We start from the raw sequence: 19,870 nt of genomic DNA on the forward strand, positions 1-19,870 counted from the left end.
CTTGAAATTACAAGAGCGGGGGCCAGCCTTCGACGGCGGAAATAATGACGAGGGCCCTGCGGCGGGAAGAGACGTTTTCCGTCATTTTCTCTATTGCAGTAAAGTGGTGAGGCTGATATAATAACTTTTAATCTACAATGCTGCAGGGAGGCCATCCACCATGGAGGAGATCAAGATCCAGCGCGCCACCACCCTCAAGCCCAAGCCGGACTTCAAGACCCTGGGCTTCGGCAAGGTTTTTTCCGACCACATGTTCCTGATGAACTACACCGCAGGCCAGGGATGGCACGATCCCCGCATCGTACCCTACGGCCCCTTTACCCTGGAGCCCTCCGCCATGGTGTTCCACTATGCCCAGGAGGTCTTTGAGGGCCTGAAGGCCTACCGGACCGCCGACGGCCGCATCCAGCTCTTCCGCCCCATCGACAACGCCAGAAGACTCAACGACTCCTGCGAGCGGCTGTGCATCCCCGCCATCGACGAGAACCTGTTCGTGGAGGCGGTCAAGACGCTGGTGGCCGTGGACAGGGAATGGGTGCCCGATCAGCCCGGCACCTCCCTGTATATCCGCCCCTTCATCATTGCCACCGATGCCAGCCTGGGCGTCCACGCCTCCCACACCTACCTTTTCTGCATCATCACCGGCCCCGTGGGCGCCTACTACGCCGAGGGCATCAACCCGGTGCGGATTTACGTGGAGGACGACGACGTCCGGGCCGTCAAGGGCGGCACCGGCTACACCAAGTGCGGCGGCAACTACGCCGCCTCCATCCGGGCCGGTGAGCGGGCCGAAAAGCAGGGCTACGCCCAGGTGCTGTGGCTGGACGGCGTCCACCGTAAGTACATCGAGGAAGTGGGCTCCATGAACGTCATGTTCAAGGTGGGCGGCAAGATCATCACCCCCCAGCTCACCGGCTCCGTACTGCCTGGCATCACCCGCCGCTCCTGCCTGGAGCTGCTGCGGGACTGGGGCTACGCCGTGGAAGAGCGCCTCATCACCGCGCAGGAGCTCTTTGACGCCGCCGACAGCGGCAAGCTGGAGGAGGCCTGGGGCACCGGCACCGCCGCCGTCATTTCCCCCATCGGCGAGATGGGCTGGGAGGGCCGGCACGTGGTGGTCAACGGCGGGGAGATCGGCTCCCTGACCCACAAGCTGTACGACACCCTGGTGGGCATCCAGTGGGGCACCGAGCCGGACCCCTACGGCTGGACCATCCAGCTCTGAGAAAGCCGGCACAAGGCCGTGGACACTGGGTGTCCGCGGCCTTGTTCTGTCAACCGGGGACCCCGTGCCGGGTTGCGGGCGGTTGGTGGTATTTTGCCCCGCAAGGGCCCTCTACCGGGGAAACAAAAGGGGCAAAACGCATGCCGTCTCATATTTTGGAGAATCCGTTACAAAATATAATACTTATCATAAAAAGGAGCATCTAAGATGACGCCAAGGCAATTGCTGGAAGAAGCCGCACAGCTAAAGGAAAGCATGGTTTTTAACCGAAGATACCTGCATGTCCATGCGGAGACAGGATTTGACCTGAAGGATACGTATGCCTTTGTAAAAAAGGCATTGATCGATATGGGGTATGAGCCGCTAAGGTGCGGGAAGGCAGGGCTTGTGGCCTTGGCCGGCGGAAAGAAGAGCGGAAAAGTGTTCTTGATTCGGGCGGATATGGATGCGCTGCCGATCCAGGAAGCGGCGGAGGTTGATTTTGCATCCGCCAACGGCAGTATGCATGCATGCGGACATGATATGCACACCGCTATGCTGTTGGGCGCTGCGAAATTACTAAAAGCCCACGAAGACGAACTGGAGGGAACGGTAAAACTCATGTTTCAGCCCGCCGAAGAAATCTTTGAGGGTTCCCGGGATATGATCCAAGCCGGTTTATTGCAGAACCCGGCTGTCGATGGAGCGCTGATGATCCATGTTATGGCAGGGATGCCCTTTGAGGCGGGTACCGTGATTGTTTCAGCACCCGGCGTCAGTGCGCCGGCAGCGGATTATTTTGAGATCAGCGTGCAGGGGACGGGGTGCCACGGTTCTATGCCCTATGCCGGGGTTGACCCCCTTAACGCCGCCGCCCACATTTTAATTGCGCTTCAAGAAATTCACGCCAGAGAATTGGCCATGGATGACCGCGCCGTTTTGACGTTTGGGACGATGAACGCCGGAACCGCCGCGAATGTCATTCCCGACATGGCGGTCATGGCGGGGAGCATTCGCACCTTTGACGAAGAGATACGCGCCTTGATCAAAGAGCGAATGGTACAAATTGCAGATGGGATAGCGAGGTCTTTTCGGGCGGAAGCAAACGTCAGCTTTGGAAGCGGGTGCCCTACCTTGGTCAATGACAAAGACCTGTGTATCTGCGCTGAGAGGTATGTAAAGGAATTATTGGGCGGGCACAAAGCATTCTCCGTGTCGGATCGGAACGCTATGAGCGCAGGGCAAAAGCCTTCCAAATCGGCAGGTTCCGAAGACTTCGCATATGTCAGCCAGGAAGTGCCGTCCATTATGCTGGCCTTGGCCGCCGGACAGCCGGAAAAAGGGTATGGTTACCCGCAGCACCATCCGATGGTTCGATTTGATGAGGATGCGCTGGTCAGCGGCAGCGCGGTCTATGCTTACACGGCAATGCGCTGGCTCGAAGAGCACAAATAAGGACGCAGATACAGCAGCACGCTTCCCGACTTGTAATGCCTCTGGCAGGAAAAAGCCGGGATGAAAACACATCCGGGACGCGGTATTCCGCGCCCCGGATGTCTGCTATTTGCCCCAGATCAGGGTCAGGGCCTTCTGTCGGTTTTGAATCTCCACCGTCTCCGGCGCGCCGCCGTACTCCCCGTCCAGGGTCCAGGTCAGCTCCTCCTGGGTGACGACCCGGAGGCGGCTGGTGTGGAGCGCCACGATCATATCGCTCTCCACGGTGTTTTGGCGGGTCAGGGAGCGCAGGGCGCTTTGAAACTCCGCCGGGTTCCGGGGCAGGCGGACCAGCACCACCTCGAACAGACCGTCGTCCAGAACCACCCGCTCCGGCGGGAAGAGCTGAAAGCCCCCCACCGAGATGGTGTTGGACACCATGCCGTAGATGAAGTGCCCCTCCACGGCGCCTCCGTCGTGCTCGATGGTCAGGTGGTAGCCCTTGAGCAGGGAGCCCAGCTTGGTGGCTCCCTCCAGCAGATAGGCCAGGTGGCCGAAGGTGTTCTTGAAGGGCTGGGGGGTGTCGTAGGACACGTCGGTAAAGGCGCCGAAGGCGGCCACATAGACGAAAAAGCGGTCGTTGAACACCCCAATGTCGCAGGGGCGGGCCACGCCGGCCACGGCGGCTTCGGCGGCCTTGTCCATGCCTTTGGGCAGGTCCAGGTTCCGGGAGAAGTCATTGGTGGTGCCGGCGGGGATGTAGCCCACCAGGGGGGGCGCCTCCAGGCCCATCAGGCCGGTGACCACCTCGTTGAGGGTTCCGTCGCCGCCGCAGCATACCACCCGGTCGTACCGGCGGCCGATGGCGGCGGCCACCCGAGTGGCGTCGCCGGGTCCCTGGGTGGGCCAGGCGCTGGTCAGGTACCCCGCCTTGGAGAAGGCGTCCAGAATGGCGGCGAGCTGGGGGCGTACCTGGCCCTTGCCCGCCTGGGGATTGTAGATAAAAAGCAGTTTTTTCATGTCGTTCCTCCGGGTGCTTGCGGTTGGCTGTCGATCGTATTGTGTATTATACAAGTTTTTTCCCCAAAGCGCCACCCTTTTTCACAAGGGGGAGAAATTCCGACGGCCCGCTTGCTTTTTCAAAGGGAAGCGCATAAAATATTTTTTACAATGAGGTGATTTTGTGTGAGCCGCCGCGCCTTTGCCGCCGCCTTTCCGGCCACCGTGCCGGTGCTGATGGGATATCTGTCCATCGGTATCGCCTTCGGGCTGATGCTGGAGGCCGTCGGGTACAATGTCATCTGGGCCTTTTTTATGTCCCTGACCATCTACGCCGGGTCCGGGCAGTACATGGGGGTGGAGCTCCTGGCCACCGGGGCGGCCCTGGTCAATGTGGCCGCCCTGACCCTGATCCTCAACTTCCGGCACCTGGTCTACGGCCTGAGTCTGCTGGAGAAGTTCCGGGGCATGGGGGTGCGGAAGCTGTATATGATTTTTTCCCTCACCGATGAGACCTATGCGCTGCTCTCCTCCGCCCGGGTGCCCGAGCGGGTGGACCCCCACGACTACTATTTTGCCGTGGCGGTGCTGGATCACAGCTACTGGATTCTGGGCTCGGTCATCGGCAGCGTGGCGGGCGCCCTGATCCAGTTTGACACCACCGGTATCGACTTTGCCATGACCGCCCTCTTCCTCGTCATCGCGGTGGACCAGTGGAACGCCTACCGCTCCCACCTGCCCGCCCTGCTGGGGGCCGGCATCACGGTGGTCTCCCTGGTGGTCATGGGGGCGGCGAACATGCTGATTCCGGCCCTGTGCGTCATCATTGCGGCTCTGCTGGCCCTCCGCGTCAAGCTGGACCGGGACCCGGCCGTGGAAAAGGAGGCGGTCTGAATGGTCCTCTCCACCGGACAGGCTGTGGCCTCCATCGCCGTCATGGCCGCGGTTACCTTCCTCACCCGGGCCCTGCCCTTTCTCCTCTTTGACCGGGGCGGACATCCCCCCAAGCTGGTCCTCTACCTGGGCCGGGTCCTGCCGCCGGCGGTCATCGCCATGCTCATCGTCTACTGCCTGCGGACGGTGCGCTTTGCCGCGGTACCCCAGTGGGCCCCTCAGCTCATCGCCGCCGCCGCGGTGGTGGCCCTCCACGTATGGAAGCACAACAACCTGCTGTCCATCTTCGGCGGCACGGTGCTGTATATGGTGCTGGTGCAGGCGGTATTCGTGTGAGGAAAAGGCGCCGGACCCCACGGGGTCCGGCGCCTTTCGGCTATTTGTACGCCAGCAGCACCGCGCCGGCGGCCCGGGCAAAGCACCGGGCGGCGGCCAGGGCCTCCTGGAGCGTATTGCCGTGGGCCCCGATCTCCACCAGCAGGGAGCCGGTGGTGGTCTGCTGGTTGTAGCGGTTCTCCCGCAGGCCGATGGGCCGGGCCAAGGTGGGCCACAGGGTGTTCATCTCCCGCTGGACCTTGACTGCCAGGGACAGGTTCTCCTGCCAGTCGGGGTGGTCGTACTTGGCGTTGGACCCCATGACCAGCATGACCTGGGCGGTCTTGACCCCGTCGATGGTGGTGATGGGCTTGTAGACGGTGCCGTCCTCCCCGATGAGGGCGTCCCGGTGGACGTCCAGCACCACCCGGATGGAGGGGTAGTCCTGAAGGTACTGCTCCACGGCGGCCAGGGAGCGGTCGTAGGAGCCGCTGTAGTTGGGGTAGTCGTAGAGCTCCTTGTCGTGGAGGACCGTAAGGCCCATGGAGGTGAGGACGCTGGCAATCTCCTCCCCCACTCGGATCATGTTGTAATTTTCGTCGGTGGTGCGGCAGTCCCCGCTGGGGGTGTAGACGTCCGCCCCGTCGGGGGTGTAGGCCTCGGTGCCGTGGGTGTGCATGATGAGGACCTGAGGGCCGTCGGCGGGCAGCTCCAGGGTCAGGGCGGCAGAGGCCAGAGCGGCCACGTCCAGGGGCAGGCCGGGTCGGTTTTCGATGTAGACCCCGCCGGCGCTGGCGTAGCCGTCGCCGCTGACCGGGGCTAGGGTCCGGCCCACGATGTCGTCGGGGGCGGTGGTGGAGGCCGGAAGCTGGTGGGGGTCCTCCGGGTCGTCGGGCTCCTGGACGGCGGAGGGCTGAGGGGGCTCGGGGTCCGCGTCGCCCTGAGCGGTGGCGTCGGACAGATACCGGGAGACTTGCGCCCGCCCGGCCATCAGGGTGGGGGACTGGTCCAGCACCAGCCGCTGCCAGCTTTCCAGAGCGTCCAGGGTGTCCGTTCCGGTCTCCACATGGCCCAGCTCGGCCTGGAGGGCCGCCGCCACGAAGGCGGGGCTCTCGGCCAGGGTGCGGAAGGTCTCCGCCGCAGCCCCCATATCGGCGGTGAGGGAGAGCACCCATACCGTCACGGTGGCCAGGAACAGGGCCGCCCCGCGGCGGAGGACCTTTGTCCACTGACCGGGGCCTTGTCCTCTTTTCATGGGTCATCCCCGTCCTTTCCGTACAGTCATAAGAAACGATATGCCGGGCCGGAGGGGAATATGACCCCGAGTTTGGGGTTTGTGAAAGGAGGCATAATGTGGTATACTACCAAGCGAGACCATCCAAAAGGCAGGTGGAGCCATGAAGGCGCTTTGGGAATCCTCCCCCGTGCGGTTCATCCGTGAGATCGCCGACGTCTATTTTTCCCGCCGGGTGTCCCGGTCGGCCGCCGAGCTGGCCTATTTCCTCATCCTCTCCTTTTTCCCCGTCCTGATCTGCGTCAACGCCTTTGTGGGGCTGCTCCACATCGACGTCAACGCCCTGGTGGACGCCGCTTCCGAAATCATCCCCCGGGAGAGTTTGTCCATCCTCACCGACTATATCACCTATCTCTCCGAGCCGGGCAGCCAGTCCAACGCCATGCTGGCGGCGGGCATCACCATGACGCTGTTCTCCGCCTCCGCCGCCTTCCGGGCCCTGATGAACATCATGGCGGATATCTACCGGCGCAGGACCTATACCGGCGTGGTGCAGATCGCGGCCAGCGTGCTCAACTCCATCCTCTTTCTCATCACCATCTATCTCTCTCTGGGGGTGCTGCTCACCGGGAGCTGGTTCTTCCGCCTGGTGGAACGGCATTTCCCCTGGATCGCCCAGTTGGTGGGAAGCTGGCAGTCCCTGCGCTTCCTCATCCTGTTCTGCCTGGTCTTTCTGTTTGTCCTGCTGGCCTACCGCATGTCGGCGCCCAGGGGCCGCCCCCGCCCCCCCATCCTTACCGGCGGCTTTCTGGCTTCGGTGGCCCTGGTGTGCGCCTCCATGCTCTTCTCCTGGTTCATCGGCATGTCCTCCCGCTACTCCCTGGTGTACGGGTCTCTGGCCTCGGTCATCATCCTGCTGGTGTGGCTCTACCTGTGCGGCAACATCCTGATCCTTGGAAACGTGTTCAACTATGTCTGGTACCGGCGCAAGCAGGCGCGGTATCAGCGGGAGCACCCGGAAGAGCGCCCATAAAAAACGCCCGGACAGCTTTGCTGTCCGGGCGTTTTCCAGGTTTGACCTAGTTGAGATAGGCCGACGGGTTGACCTGGGTGCCATTGACCCGAATCTCGAAGTGGCAGTGGCTGCCGGTGGAGCGGCCGGTGGAGCCGGCCTTGGCAATGGTCTGCCCCTGATAGACCTTGTCACCCGCGCTGACCAGCAGGCTGGAGTTGTGGCCGTAGTAGGTCTGCTCACCGTTGCCGTGGTCGATGATGACCAGGTAGCCGTAGCTGCCCTTGTAGCCGGCAAAGGTGACGGTGCCGCCGTCGGCCGCCTTGACGGAGGTGCCGTAGGGGACGGCGATGTCGATGCCGGAGTGGTAGCTGTAGGAGCCGAAGATATAGCGGTAGCCGAAGCGGGAGGTGATCCGGCCGTAGCAGGGCCAGACGTAGTAGCCGTTGGGAAGCCAGGAGGGGCGGGGCACGGTGCCCACGGCTACCACCTTCTCGGTGGCCTCCCGCACGGTGGTGGAGCTGAGGATGTCCCGTTCCCGCTCATGGCCGTTGACGTAGGTCACGTTGGCGGAGACCAGAGCCTCGCCGGGGACGCCGGGGTCCAGGACCTTGGACTCGCCCTGGTACATGGTGTCGTCCTCCACCTCCCGCACGGTGCAGGGGATTTCCTCGGTGTAGGTAATGGAATCCACGGTCTGCACGGACAGATAGGGGACCTCCTCCTTGATGTTGAGGAGCTGGCCGATCTGAAGCTTGTTGATGTCCACGCCGGGGTTGAGGGCCTCCATCTCGGCCATGGTCATGCCGTTGGAGAAGGCCAGGGCCATAAAGGTGTCGCCCTTCTGGACCTCATAGGTGGTCTGGCCGCTGGTGTTGGCGGTGAGAGCGGCCTTCATCTCGGAGATATCCTTGATGGACTCGGATGGGGTGTACTCCAGGGAGACGCCCACAGCCTTGTCATAGGTGACGGAGATGGTGTCTGCGTTGACGTAGGGGGCGGCGATCTCGTCCAGCATCTGGTCGATCTGGGCCCGGTCGGTGACGGCGCCCAGAGCCTGGCCGTCCACGGTGAGGACATAGCTCTTCATCACCTCGCCCACCTGGCTGAACAGATAGGTCTCAAAGCCGGAGATGGGGGACAGATCCTCCCGCTCCGCCAGCACACGCTCGTAGCCCACCTGGTTCTGGAGGGTGTAATCATAGCCCAGAATGTTGGAGGCGCGGGCCTCCACCCGGTCCATGACCTGCTCGAAGACCTGGGGCTCCTTCACCAGGCCCAGGTCCACGCCGTCCACGCTGACCACATAGGCGGGGGTGTAGACCACACCCACCACAGAGGCCAGCCCGATGACCAGGGACAGGGCCAGGAAGGACAGCGGCCCCAGCTTAGGCTTCCCCGCCGTGGCGGAGTGGACCCGGTGATAGACCCGGGCGCTCTGCAGCTTCAGGCGGCGGGAGCGGGCGGCGGCGGCGTCGGCAAAGCGGTGGAGCCGGTCGCTCCAGTCGGTATTCTTCTGCTCCCGGCCGGACCGGCGGGCGGAGCGGGAAGCCGGCCGGACCGGCACATGATTTGGTGTCCGCAGGATCTCATCCATAAAGACGGACCTCCCTGTTCTTTGATATCAGAAAAAGACGGCCCAACGGGCCGAAGCACAATTGCTAAATTATGACAAAGGGGTAAGAAAGGATTACAAATAGTTACAAAAGCATGATACACGCTTTCCCAGGCAACGTCAAGTCTTTTTTGGCGGAAAGGCGTCGAGGGCGGGACAGGGCCTTTAAAGCAGGAAAAACAACAAGATATAGTGGTTTTTTGGCGGCTTTCCGGAAAAAACCACGCTGGGTTGGGCAAGGGACACAACTTTTGGGGCATATAAATTTGGTAAATTTGTGAATTCCACAAAAAACCGGAGCCCGATAGGCCCCGGTTTTCCTGTAACCAAGTTAGAAAACAAAGCCGGCGGCCGCCCCGGCCAGGGGGGACAGGGCGATCATTACCAGGCTGAAGCACATGGAGGATACGGAGATGAGGGTGGCCCGCTGGTCGGAGGGGAAACGGTTGTTGAGGCGGGCGTCGGTGAGGGTCTGGAAGGCGTCGTCGCACACCACCGCCAGAAAACCGCCCGCCGCCATTTGGAGGACGGAGCCGGACAGGGGGAGCAGCAGTCCGGCCAGCGTACCCAGGCCGCACAGCAGCCCTGCGGCCCGGTAGGGCAGCCGTGACAGGGGCAGGGCAAGACGGGCTCCGGCTACGCCGCCCAGCTCGATGGCCAGAAGCAGGGGCCCAAGCAGAGCGGGCGAGGCTCCCGCCCGGATCAGTCCATCCTGGAGAAAGAAGCGCAAAAGCGTGGCCAGTGCGCCCACAAGGGCGTTGTAGAGCATCAGGACCGACACCCGGGGGTGAGCGTGCAGGAAGCCTGCGGCCTCCCGGGCGCAGCTCGCTACCAGCCGGGGCAGGTCCTGGAGCCGCTGGCCTGCCCGCTGCGCCTGGGAGGCGGTAACCACCGGCTCGGCCAGACTGCCGGCCAGCAGGAGCCCTGCCAGGGCCAGCAGTGCGTCGGCGGCATAGCCCGCCTGGTAGCCGATGACCACGGCCAGACCGGCGCAGAGGGTGGACAGGCCGCTGGCGAGCCGCCAGAGGCTGTTTTGCAGGGAGGATACCCGCAGGTAGGCGCCCTCCGCCCCGCCCTGGACCAGGGAGTCGTAGGTGAGGGCCTCCCGGGTACCGGAGGCCAGATTGTAGGCCAGGGCGCTCAGGGCCATGGCGGCGCAGACGCCGGCCATAGTGCGGGACAGGAGCATGGCCAGAGAGGACAGGATAAACATGGCCTGGCTGGCCATCATGGCCTTTTTCCGGCCCAGTACGTCGGCTGCCATGCCGGAGGGGATCTCGCCGCACAGGCTGACCGCGTGAAAGAAGGCTTCGGCCAGCCCCACCTGGACCAGGGAAAAGCCCCGGCCCACCAGCAGCAGGACCCATACGCCGCCTGCCACCCGAAAATTGCCGACCAGCTCCAGCGCCAGGAGCCGGCGGATCTGTTGCTTCAGGTTCATATCGCTTACCTCTTATATAAATATAGATGTGGTGCGGGGGAAGAGATAAGCCGCCCAAGGAACAAAAAAGGCCGCGGCGAACGCCGCGGCCGGAAAGAACACAGAAGTCTTTACCGCCGTAAAGTCCGCAAAAAGGGCGCACTTATCCCAGCGACGGCACATTTGTTTCCAAAAGATTCCATTACAAGGCCAAATGCCCAGCCCATGGCGCACACTCCTTTCCCGGACGATCTGTGGACAGTATAGCAGAGCCGGGACCGCCGGTCAAGAGGAAAGCCGCGCCGCCCCATAGGGCGGCGCGGCTTGGATGTAGGCGGAGACTTGGAGGCTCAGGCCAGAGCGGCCGTGATGATGGCCATGGAGTAGACCTCCTGGGCGTTGCAGCCGCGGGACAGGTCGTTGATGGGGGCGTTCAGGCCCAGCAGGATGGGGCCGTAGGCGTCGAAGCTGCCCAGGCGCTGGGCGATCTTGTAGCCGATGTTGCCGGCGTTGATGTCGGGGAAGATAAAGGTGTTGGCATGACCGGCCACGGGCAGGCCGTGGCACTTGGTCTCGGCCACCTTGGGGGAGACGGCGGCGTCAAACTGGAGCTCGCCCTCGATGGCCAGGTCGGGACGGGCGGCCTTGGCCTTCTTGGCGGCCTCCCGCATCTTGTCCACATCCTCACCCTTGCCGGAGCCCTTGGTGGAGTAGGACAGGAAGGCCACCTGGGGATCGATGCCGAAGATCTTGGCACACTCGGCGGTGCCGATGGCGATCTCCACCAGCTCGTCCTCGGTGGGCTTGATGTTGATGGCGCAGTCGCCCATGGCCAGTACGGTGTTGCCGCCCACGCCCTCACGGACCAGAATGAAGCAGGAGCCCACGATGGAGTGGCCGGGCTTGGTCTTGATGAGCTGGAGGGCGGGGCGCACGGTGTCGGCGGTGGAGTAGGTGGCGCCGCCCAGCAGAGCGTCGGCCTCGCCCAGCTTCACCAGCATGGTGCCGAAGTAGTTGGCCTTGGACAGCGCGGCGCGGCACTCCTCGGGGCTCATCTTGCCCTTGCGCAGCTCCACCATGGTGCTGACCATCTCGTCCATGCGGGGGTAGGTCTCGGGGTCCAAGATGATGGCGCCGCGGATGTTAAAGCCGGCCTCTTCGGCGGCGGCGTGGACGGCATCCGGGTTGCCCACCAGCACGGGGGTCAGCCAGGTACCGGCCAGCAGCCGGGCGCTGGCCTCCAGGATGCGGGGATCGGTGCCCTCGGTGAAGACGATCTTCTTGGGATTTTTCTTCAGAATGTCGATGAGGGTCTGGAACATATGCATGGCCATGGGAAACGCCTCCATAAAATAAAATTGGGTCGTTTGACGGGCAGAACGTCACTGAAAAACATTATACACAACCCAACACCACTTCTCAAGGTCTAAAACGCATAAAAAGCGTCGGAATCCTCCATTTTTTTCGCACAGGCCGTTTTGGTACCCGAGGGAAGCGGCGGGGAAGCGCGCCCCGGCAGACGGACAAAAAGTGCTTTACTTTTGGTATTTTACTGGATATACTATACTCACTGTTTTGCGAGGAGTGTAGTGCAATGAGTTCCGATTTTTCCCGATCACTTACGCTGCTGCGGAAAGAAAAGGGCATTTCGCAGCGGGCGGCGGCCAAGGAGCTGGGGATCTCCCAGGCCCTGCTGTCCCACTACGAAAACGGCATCCGGGAACCCGGCCTCAAGTTCGTGACCCGGGCCTGTGATTATTACGGTGTCTCCGCCGACTATCTGCTGGGACGCACCCTCAGCCGGGACGGCACCACCATTGTGGACGCCGAGAGCCTGTACGACTACAGCGCGGAAAAGGACAACGTGCTGCGGGGCAGCATTATGGCCACCCTGTCGAAAAAGCTGCTGGTCAACTCGGTGGGCATCCTCTTCGATCTGCTGGGCAGGACGGGCAGCAAGGAGGCCATCAAGGCGGCCTCCGATTACCTGGGCACCGCGGTGTACCGGCTGTTCCGGCACCTCTACCGGGCGGGCGGCAACAACAACGAGGACTTTTTTGCCGTGCCGGTCCGCCACTTTGTGGGGGGGCTGCCCAACGCGGATATGATCTGCTCCGAGGTGGACTACGTGGACGCCCTGGCGGTCCACGTGAAGGAGAAGGGGGAGTTCCCCCTGCTCAACCACGACACCCTGAGCGCCGCCTATCCCGGGGCGTACCAGTCCCTGCTCCAGATCATCCACAACACCGGCGAGCGGATCAACCACCGGATGGACGCCCGCCGGGCGGACGCCCGATAGCCCCGCCCGGCCAAGGCATGCAAACAGAGAGGTGAAGACTTTGACCGACCAATCGAAGATTCGAAATTTCAGCATCATCGCCCACATTGACCACGGCAAGTCCACGCTGTCCGACCGGCTGATCGAGGCGTGCAACGCCGTATCCGAGCGGGAGATGGAGAGCCAACTGCTGGACAACATGGACCTGGAGCGAGAGCGGGGCATTACCATCAAGGCACGGGCGGTCCGGCTGACCTACCAGGCCCGGGACGGCGAGAGCTATGAGCTCAACCTGATCGACACCCCGGGCCATGTGGACTTCAACTATGAGGTGTCCCGGTCCCTGGCGGCCTGCGAGGGCGCCCTGCTCATTGTGGACGCCGCCCAGGGCATCGAGGCCCAGACTCTGGCCAACACCTACCTGGCCATGGAGCACGATCTGGAGATCCTGCCGGTCATCAACAAGATCGACCTGCCCGCCGCCGATCCCCGGAAGGTGAAGGATGAGATCGAGAACGTCATCGGCCTGCCCGCCCAGGACGCGCCGGAAATCTCCGCCAAGATGGGCGTCAACATCCCGGCGGTGTTGGAGGATATCGTAGCCAACGTACCCGCCCCCAAGGGCGATCCCAAGGCCCCCCTCCGGGCCCTGATCTTCGACAGCCAGTACGACCCCTACCGAGGGGTCATCGTCTACTTCCGGGTGATGGAGGGGACCATCCGGACGGGGATGCCGGTCAAGCTGATGGCCTCGGGCGCCAAGTACGAGGTGCTGGAGTGCGGCCACCTGCTGCCCATCGGCATGGAGCCCTGCCGGGAGCTCATCGCCGGGGAGGTGGGCTATTTTACCGCCTCCATCAAGGACGTGAAGGACACCCGGGTGGGCGACACCATCACCGGAGCCGAGGCTCCGGCGGCCGAGCCCCTGCCCGGCTACCGCCCCGCCAAGGCCATGGTCTACTGCGGCATCTACACCGAGGACGGCTCCAAGTATCCCGACCTGCGGGACGCCCTGGAGAAGCTCCAGCTCAACGACGCCTCCCTGTCCTTCGAGCCGGAGTCCTCCGTGGCTCTGGGCTTCGGCTTCCGGTGCGGCTTTTTGGGGATGCTCCACATGGAGATCATTCAGGAACGGCTGGAGCGGGAGTTCGGCCTGGACCTCATCACCACCCTGCCCTCGGTGATCTATGAGATTACCAAGACCGACGGCTCGGTGGTCCATGTGGACAATCCCCACAACTACCCGGACCCCGGGGCCATTCTGGAGGCCCGGGAGCCCTATGCCAAGGTGTCCATCATCTCGCCGCCGGACTATGTGGGCAACATCATGCCCATGTGTCAGGAGCGGCGGGCGGAGTTCAGGGATATGCAATATCTGGACACCAACCTGGTGGAGCTCCACTACTCCATGCCCATCAATGAGATCATCTACGATTTTTTCGATACCCTGAAGGCCCGGACCAAAGGCTATGCCTCCCTGGACTATGAGCTGGAGTGCTATCATTCCTCCGAGCTGGTGAAGGTGGACATGCTGCTCAACGGCGACCAGGTGGACGCCCTGAGCTTTATTGCCCACAGGGACAAGGCCTATCCCCGGGCGAGAAGGCTGTGCGAGAAGCTGAAGGAGAACATCCCCCGCCAGCTCTTCGAGATTCCGGTCCAGGCCGCCATCGGGGGCAAGATCATCGCCCGTGAGACGGTGAAGGCCATGCGCAAGGACGTGCTGGCCAAGTGCTACGGCGGCGACATCACCCGGAAGAAGAAGCTTTTGGAAAAGCAGAAAGAGGGCAAAAAAAAGATGCGCTCCTTGGGGACGGTTCAGATTCCGACGGAGGCATTTATGGCGGTATTGAAGCTGGACGAGGAATAGCGGCATCTTTTTTGCGCCCTCTGGGGCCCCATCTGCGATGGGGCGGCACGATAGGGGCCGTTCAAGGGTTTGCCCAGAGGGCAAGCCCTTGGCGCAGGGGCAATTCACTTGCCCCGAGCCTGTCGGATCCGGCCTGGGGTCCCCGCGGAAGGCGGAGCCTTTCGTGGGGCGGGTAAAAAAGATGCGCTCCTTGGGGACGGTTCCGATTCCGACGGAGGCATTTATGGCGGTATGGAAGCTGGACGGGGAACAGCGCCTCAGGCGTTTCTCACGGGCAGCACCCGCCCCGGCCCTCAGCGGTCCGGGAACCCGCAGGATCGGAAAAGCCCCGAAAGTGACGGCAAGTCACTTCCGGGGCTTTCTGCTGCGGTGGGACAAACGGCGATGTGCGGAAACCCGCCCGTGCAGCGCCGCTTCATTTCTTGAGGATTCGCTTTAGATAGGAGACATCCAGCAGGTTTACGGTTTCAAACCTTCCGTTGTAAAATACGGCCCAGTTGTTGAAGACACAGGGCAGCTCCTTTGCCTTTTGCAGCGTGTCCACCAGAAGAAACTGAACGGGGATGCCGTTCTGCTCGCAATACTGTCTGACCGTTTCAACGGTTTGATGGACGTAGGGGCATTGCAGATCATAGTAAATGGTGAGCTCCTTGCGCTCGATTTCCTGCTTTTTCGCATGGGGAGCAAACCTCGGCGTTGTTCCGTCAAAAGAGAGGGCGAGCAGCGCATAGCCGTTGGCGGTGGTATCGACCACCTCAAAACCGAACTTTCGGGCAAAGGATTGGTCGGCAAGCCACGCTTTTTGTTTTTGCGCCCCCAGCATGCACACGCCGGAACGGCCCTTTTCTCTTGCGTCGGCCAGGCAATATTCCATCAGCGACCTCCCGTACCCGTGTCCCCTGCTGTCGCCGGAGACCCACAGACAGTACAGATAATAATAGTTGTCGCCGACGATTGGAACCCACGCGGTCTCAAGCGGCGCGTATTCGATAAAAACCGTGGCCTTGGCATTTCGCTTTCGAAAGACATGCCCTTCCGGCAGGCGGTCCGACAGCCACTGCCGCTTGGCCTCCACACCCGGATGGGGCTTTCTGCTGCGGATGATACAGCACAAATGCTCGTGGGCGAGGTTTTCCGGGGTCAGGTTTACAAAATCAGCGCACATCGTCTCACCGCCCCCCTGTTACAGGCGCTCCAGGACCCCGGCCACGCCGGCCATGGGGTTGGGCTGATAGTCCTCCACTCCGCCGTTGTCGCAGGCGGAGGCCAGCGCGGAGTCGATGGGCAGCTTGGCCAGCACCTTCAGGCCCAGGTCGGCGGCCACCCGCTCCACCTTGCTCTCTCCAAAGATGGCGTGCTCTTTGCCGCAGTCGGGGCACTTGAAGTAGCTGTAGTTTTCCACGATGCCCAGGATGGGGATCTCCATCAGCTCGGCCATCTTGACGGCCTTGGTGACGATCATGCTGACCAGGTCCTGGGGAGAGGTGACCACGATGACGCCGTCGATGGGCAGGGACTGGAACACGGTCAGGGGCACGTCGCCGGTGCCGGGAGGCATATCCACGAACATGAAGTCCACGTTGCCCCAGACCACCTCGCTCCAGAACTGCTTGACCGTGCCGGCGATGACGGGCCCCCGCCACACCACCGGGTCGGTCTCGTTCTCAGTGAGGAAGTTGAGGCTCATGACCTCCACGCCCCCCCTGGAGACCACGGGCTCGATGCCCAGATCGCTGCCCACGGCGTGCTGATGGAGTCCAAAGGCGGTGGGGACGCTGGGGCCGGTGATGTCGGCGTCCAGCACGGCGGTCTTTTTGCCCCGCTGGGCCATGGCGGCGGCCAGGGTGCAGGTGACGGTGGACTTGCCCACGCCGCCCTTGCCGCTGACCACGGCGATGACCTTTTTGATGTCGGACAGGGGATTCATGGGCGCGCGGAAGTCCATGGGCGCCGTGCGCTCTCCGCAGGACTCGCCACAGGAGGAGCAATCATGGGTACACTCAGACATGTTAAAGTCTCCTTTTTTGATCGAAATTCGGGAAATTCAGGGAAAACGGGAGGCGGCCGCCGGCCGCCTGTCCGCGGTTCAGTAATGGTAGCTGCCGCCGCCGATGAACTCCCGCAGAAGGGAGTCGGCGGGGACCAGAGCGGGGTCGATGGGGGTAAAGTAGCGGAAGGCGTCCACCAGCTCGTGGAGCTCCTGGAAGCGCTCGTTGTCGGGGGCCACCTGGTCCAGGGCTTCCCGGAGGGGGGCGGCGTAGTTGGCGAAAACGGGCACCTCATAACGCAGGGAGGAGTCGATGATGACGTCGGCCCGGCCCTTGAAGGGGGAGATGTAGCGCTTCTCCCCCCGGCGCACATTGTACCACATGGACAGGGTCTCCACCAGATCGGTGCCCCGGAAATTGTAGTCCCGCACCGCCCGGCGGGAGATGCGCATCCACGTGCCCTTGAAGCGCAGATCCTCCCCCTCCCGGATATCGGACCGGGCGGAGATATAGAGAGTGGTGGCCTCCGGGTGCCGCCCGGCGATGTCGTCATTGAGGGCGTGAATGCCCTCGAAGATGGCGATCTCGTTTTTGTCCAGCTTCAGCAGGGTGCCCCGGCTGTCGTTGCGCATCTGCCGGGCAAACTCAAACTTGGGCACCACCACCCACTCCCCCCTGGAGAGCTTGGTGAAGGTGTCGTCCAGCAGGTCCATGTCCAGCAGCAGGGGGGATTCGTAGTCGATGTCCCCCTCGGGGGTGCGGGGCGCGGTGCTGCGGTTGAGAGTCTTGAAGTAGTTGTCCATGGAGATGGTGTGGGTGTTGATGCCCCGCCGCTCCAGCTCCTGCTCCAGCTTGAGGGCCGTGGTGGTCTTGCCCGAGCCGGAGGGGCCGGACAGCAGCACCACCGGGCTCTCCGCCATTCCCGCAATGATGCGGTCGGCGGCGTCCTCCAGCCGCTTTTGATAGTTGGCGTCGCACTCGGCGAGAAAGGCCTTGGGGTCGGCCTGGATCTTCTGGTTGATCTCGGTCAGTTGGTAGGCCATGTCAGGTTCTCCTTTGCCTGTAAAATGGGGTCCAGGGTCTCGATATATTCCTTGGGATACTTGGGGTTGGCCTGCCGCACCAGGCTCCCGGCCCGTGGGTCGATGAGCTTGGTCACCCCGCCGGAGCCCAGAGAGAGGATGGTATGCAGCTCCTCCATCATACAGATGTTGTAGAGGCTCTCCGCCCCCGGCCGGCACCAGCCCACGTTTTCAAACCCGCCGGACATATACTTCTGCCGGTAGAGGTAGTAGGGGGCGTAGCCCGCCGCGCGCAGGGCGCCCCACGCATAGTCCAGCATGGCGGACACCTGCTCCGGCGCGGGGAGGGCGCCGTTTTTCTCCAGGGTGAGGCGCGAGCCCTTCTTGAGAGCCAGGGTGTGGACGGTGACATTTTCCGGCCCCAGGGAGAGCACCTGGTCCAGAGAGGCGCGGAAGCCCTCGGGGGTGTCGGCGGGGAGCCCGGCGATCAGGTCCATGTTGGCGTAGGGGAACCCAGCCCGCCGCACCAGGTCCCAGGCCCGGAGGATGTCGGCGGCGCTGTGGGCCCGGCCGATGGCGGCCAGGACCCGGTCGTCCATGGACTGGGGATTCACCGACACCCGGGTGCAGCCCCGCTCGCGCAGGACGGAGAGCTTTTCCGCCGTGATGGTGTCGGGCCGCCCGGCCTCCACCGTGTACTCGGCGCAGGCGCTCAGGTCAAAGGCCCCCTCCAGCGCCCCCATGAGCCGGTCCAGCAGGGCGGGGCTCAGGGTGGTGGGGGTGCCGCCGCCGATGTAGACCGACTTGATCCGCCTGCCGCCCCGCCGGACGGCCGCCCCGGCGGCGGCGATTTCCCGGCACAGGGCGTCCACATAGGGCTCCATGAGCGAGAAGGTGCGCCCCACGCCGGCGGAGACAAAGGAGCAGTAGGCGCACCGGGTGGGGCAGAAGGGGATGCCCACATAGAGGGAGACGTCCTCCGGCGCCAGCGTGCGCTTGGCGGCCAGGGTGGCCTGGGCGCAGTCCAGAGCCAGCGCCCGCCGGGGGGCGGAGACCCGGTACAGGTCCCGCAGCAGGCGGTCGGCCTGCCGGCGGGTGGCGCCCTGCTCCAGCGCGCGGGTGGGCAGCTTGACCGGCCGCACGCCGGTGAGCCCGCCCCAGGGCGGCTCCCGGCCCAGGGCCTGGACCCCCGCCCGGTAGAAGGCGTTCTTCACCACCCGCTGGAGCACCCGGTCCCGCTCCACTCGCCCGGCGTCCGGGGCGGGCACTGGGGCCCGGGCGGCGGCGGTCCAGCGGCGCCCATCCCGGGTCAGAACGGCCCGGGCGGTGGCCCACCGCGCCCCCAGGGACAGAGAGAGGGTCAGGCTGTCCTCCCCCTCCCCGGCGGGCCGGTCCGGGTAGGAGGGGCGCTCGCCGGGAAACAGGGTCAACAGCATCTGCTCGGTGGCGTATTTGTAGTCGTGTCCCTTCAAATAGAGCTTCATCGCGTCAGCCGTGCAGGGCTTCCTGCATGTAGTAATTGGTTTTCCGCTCCCGCTCCAGCGTGGACAGGCCCATGTGGCCGGGGCAGACATGGTAGTCGCCGGGCAGCTCGCCCAGCCGCTTGAGGGAGGCCATGATCGCCTCGTAGCTGCCGCCCCGCAGATCGGTGCGGCCCATGGAGCCCTGGAACAGGGTGTCGCCGGTGAAGAGCACGTCGCCCACCTTCAGGGTGACGGAGCCCTTGGAGTGGCCGGGGGTGTGGAGCACGTCGATGGTCAGGCCTCCCAGCTCCACCTGGTCCCCCTCGCCGTAAGAGCGGCGCACGCTCTCGTCGATGGGGGGGAACAGACCCCTGGAGACCCCCTCCACGTCCCCCATGTGGACGTAGACGGGGGTGTGGGGGTAGAATTCCTCCAGCCCCTCGATGCCGCCGGTGTGGTCATAGTGGGCGTGGGTCAGCAGAATGAGCTTGAGCGCGCACCCGGAGTCCTCGATCATCTTCCGGATGGCGGGAGCGTCCCCGCCGGGGTCCACCACGGCGCAGACCTTGGCGCTCTCGTCGCCCAGCAGGTAGCAGTTGGTGCCAATCTCGCCCACGGGCATGGTTTTTACGATCATATCCTTCACCTCAAATTGTTTCTGGTTGTTCACATCAGATCCGTATCCAGCAGAATGGTCACCGGTCCGTCGTTGACGGAGCAGACCTGCATGTCGGCGCCGAAGCGGCCGTGCTGTGGGGGAAAGCCCAGCCGGGCGCACTCGGACAGAAAAGCCTCGTACAGGGGGATGGCCACGTCGGGCTTGGCGGCCCCGGTAAAGCCGGGCCGGCGGGACTTGGTGTCGGCGTACAGGGTGAACTGGCTGACCACCAGCAGCCCGCCCCCCACCGCGGCCAGGTTCCGGTTCATCTTTTCGTTCTCGTCCTCAAAGACCCGCAGGCCGGTGACCTTGTCGGCCAGCCTGGCGGCCTGGGCCTCGGTGTCGTTGGGACCCACCCCCAGCAGCACCAGGAAGCCGCGACCGATCTGGCCGCAGACCTCCCCGCCGATGGTCACCGAGGCGGAGGTCACGCGGGTAACAACAGCTTTCATGTTAACGACTCG

General features: G+C 63.5%; 18 protein-coding genes. 7 read left to right on the plus strand and 11 right to left on the minus strand.

Features of this window, described 5'->3' with window-relative positions; translation table 11 throughout:
* Positions 1–160 precede the first annotated feature (160 nt).
* Together B3H64_RS10135 and B3H64_RS10140 are read left to right on the plus strand one after the other, a co-directional pair.
* Complete coding sequence (locus tag B3H64_RS10135) at positions 161–1,225, plus strand: branched-chain amino acid aminotransferase (RefSeq protein ID WP_278894129.1); 1,065 nt, start codon at positions 161–163, stop codon at positions 1,223–1,225.
* A 207-nt stretch (positions 1,226–1,432) separates the two neighbouring features.
* Positions 1,433–2,659 (plus strand): M20 metallopeptidase family protein, encoded by a 1,227-nt coding sequence (locus B3H64_RS10140; protein ID WP_278894127.1) that lies wholly within the window; start codon positions 1,433–1,435, stop codon positions 2,657–2,659.
* 105 nt (positions 2,660–2,764) lie between these two features.
* On the opposite strand, the gene B3H64_RS10145 is transcribed toward B3H64_RS10140, so the two are convergent.
* Positions 2,765–3,658, minus strand: a complete 894-nt coding sequence (locus tag B3H64_RS10145; protein WP_286734840.1) for a diacylglycerol/lipid kinase family protein — start codon at positions 3,656–3,658, stop codon at positions 2,765–2,767.
* Between the two features lie 165 nt (positions 3,659–3,823).
* Here B3H64_RS10145 and B3H64_RS10150 point away from each other — a divergent pair, with 165 nt between their 5' ends.
* Positions 3,824–4,531, plus strand: coding sequence for an AzlC family ABC transporter permease (locus B3H64_RS10150; protein WP_256319291.1), 708 nt, complete (start codon positions 3,824–3,826; stop codon positions 4,529–4,531).
* On the plus strand, positions 4,532–4,867 hold the full coding sequence (locus tag B3H64_RS10155) for a branched-chain amino acid transporter permease (RefSeq protein ID WP_238072931.1): 336 nt from the start codon (positions 4,532–4,534) through the stop codon (positions 4,865–4,867).
* Between the two features lie 40 nt (positions 4,868–4,907).
* Here B3H64_RS10155 and spoIIP read toward each other — a convergent pair whose 3' ends face one another.
* Positions 4,908–6,101: a stage II sporulation protein P gene (gene spoIIP / locus B3H64_RS10160; protein WP_050617345.1), complete on the minus strand. Its 1,194-nt coding sequence runs from the start codon at positions 6,099–6,101 to the stop codon at positions 4,908–4,910.
* 142 nt (positions 6,102–6,243) lie between these two features.
* On the opposite strand from spoIIP, the gene B3H64_RS10165 reads away from it, so the two are divergent.
* Entirely contained in the window at positions 6,244–7,113 is an 870-nt protein-coding gene (locus tag B3H64_RS10165; RefSeq protein WP_050617344.1) for a YihY/virulence factor BrkB family protein, read from the plus strand.
* Positions 7,114–7,159: 46 nt separating this feature from the next.
* On the opposite strand, the gene B3H64_RS10170 is transcribed toward B3H64_RS10165, so the two are convergent.
* From B3H64_RS10170 to pta, 3 genes are all read right to left on the minus strand, one after another.
* Positions 7,160–8,689, minus strand: coding sequence for a M23 family metallopeptidase (locus tag B3H64_RS10170; protein ID WP_278894120.1), 1,530 nt, complete (start codon positions 8,687–8,689; stop codon positions 7,160–7,162).
* Between the two features lie 349 nt (positions 8,690–9,038).
* The gene (locus tag B3H64_RS10175; protein ID WP_286734850.1) at positions 9,039–10,148 is read right to left on the minus strand and encodes an MFS transporter; all 1,110 of its coding nucleotides are present in this window, start codon (positions 10,146–10,148) and stop codon (positions 9,039–9,041) included.
* A 329-nt stretch (positions 10,149–10,477) separates the two neighbouring features.
* Entirely contained in the window at positions 10,478–11,461 is a 984-nt protein-coding gene (gene pta / locus B3H64_RS10180) for a phosphate acetyltransferase (protein WP_094762325.1), read from the minus strand.
* Positions 11,462–11,721: 260 nt separating this feature from the next.
* Here pta and B3H64_RS10185 point away from each other — a divergent pair, with 260 nt between their 5' ends.
* Together B3H64_RS10185 and lepA are read left to right on the plus strand one after the other, a co-directional pair.
* On the plus strand, positions 11,722–12,426 hold the full coding sequence (locus B3H64_RS10185; protein ID WP_050617341.1) for a helix-turn-helix domain-containing protein: 705 nt from the start codon (positions 11,722–11,724) through the stop codon (positions 12,424–12,426).
* 40 nt (positions 12,427–12,466) lie between these two features.
* On the plus strand, positions 12,467–14,275 hold the full coding sequence (gene lepA, locus B3H64_RS10190) for a translation elongation factor 4 (RefSeq protein ID WP_050617340.1): 1,809 nt from the start codon (positions 12,467–12,469) through the stop codon (positions 14,273–14,275).
* 415 nt (positions 14,276–14,690) lie between these two features.
* On the opposite strand, the gene B3H64_RS10195 is transcribed toward lepA, so the two are convergent.
* From B3H64_RS10195 to dtd, 6 genes are all read right to left on the minus strand, one after another.
* On the minus strand, positions 14,691–15,440 hold the full coding sequence (locus B3H64_RS10195; RefSeq protein ID WP_286734855.1) for a GNAT family N-acetyltransferase: 750 nt from the start codon (positions 15,438–15,440) through the stop codon (positions 14,691–14,693).
* Between the two features lie 18 nt (positions 15,441–15,458).
* Complete coding sequence (locus tag B3H64_RS10200) at positions 15,459–16,283, minus strand: Mrp/NBP35 family ATP-binding protein (RefSeq protein WP_286734856.1); 825 nt, start codon at positions 16,281–16,283, stop codon at positions 15,459–15,461.
* Positions 16,284–16,361: 78 nt separating this feature from the next.
* Positions 16,362–17,306 carry a uridine kinase family protein gene (locus B3H64_RS10205; protein ID WP_050617337.1) on the minus strand — a complete coding sequence of 315 codons (945 nt, stop codon included), beginning with the start codon at positions 17,304–17,306 and terminating at the stop codon, positions 16,362–16,364.
* Positions 17,291–18,769 (minus strand): coproporphyrinogen dehydrogenase HemZ, encoded by a 1,479-nt coding sequence (hemZ, locus tag B3H64_RS10210; RefSeq protein WP_286734858.1) that lies wholly within the window; start codon positions 18,767–18,769, stop codon positions 17,291–17,293. The genes B3H64_RS10205 and hemZ overlap by 16 nt, the downstream gene beginning before the upstream one ends.
* A 4-nt stretch (positions 18,770–18,773) precedes the next feature.
* Positions 18,774–19,385: an MBL fold metallo-hydrolase gene (locus B3H64_RS10215; RefSeq protein ID WP_050617604.1), complete on the minus strand. Its 612-nt coding sequence runs from the start codon at positions 19,383–19,385 to the stop codon at positions 18,774–18,776.
* A gap of 29 nt (positions 19,386–19,414) precedes the next feature.
* Positions 19,415–19,858: a D-aminoacyl-tRNA deacylase gene (gene dtd, locus B3H64_RS10220; protein WP_050617336.1), complete on the minus strand. Its 444-nt coding sequence runs from the start codon at positions 19,856–19,858 to the stop codon at positions 19,415–19,417.
* Positions 19,859–19,870 lie beyond the last annotated feature (12 nt).

Origin of the sequence: Intestinimonas sp. UBA1698, assembly GCF_002320075.1 — a bacterium.
GTDB classification, from domain to species: domain Bacteria; phylum Bacillota; class Clostridia; order Oscillospirales; family Oscillospiraceae; genus Intestinimonas; species Intestinimonas massiliensis.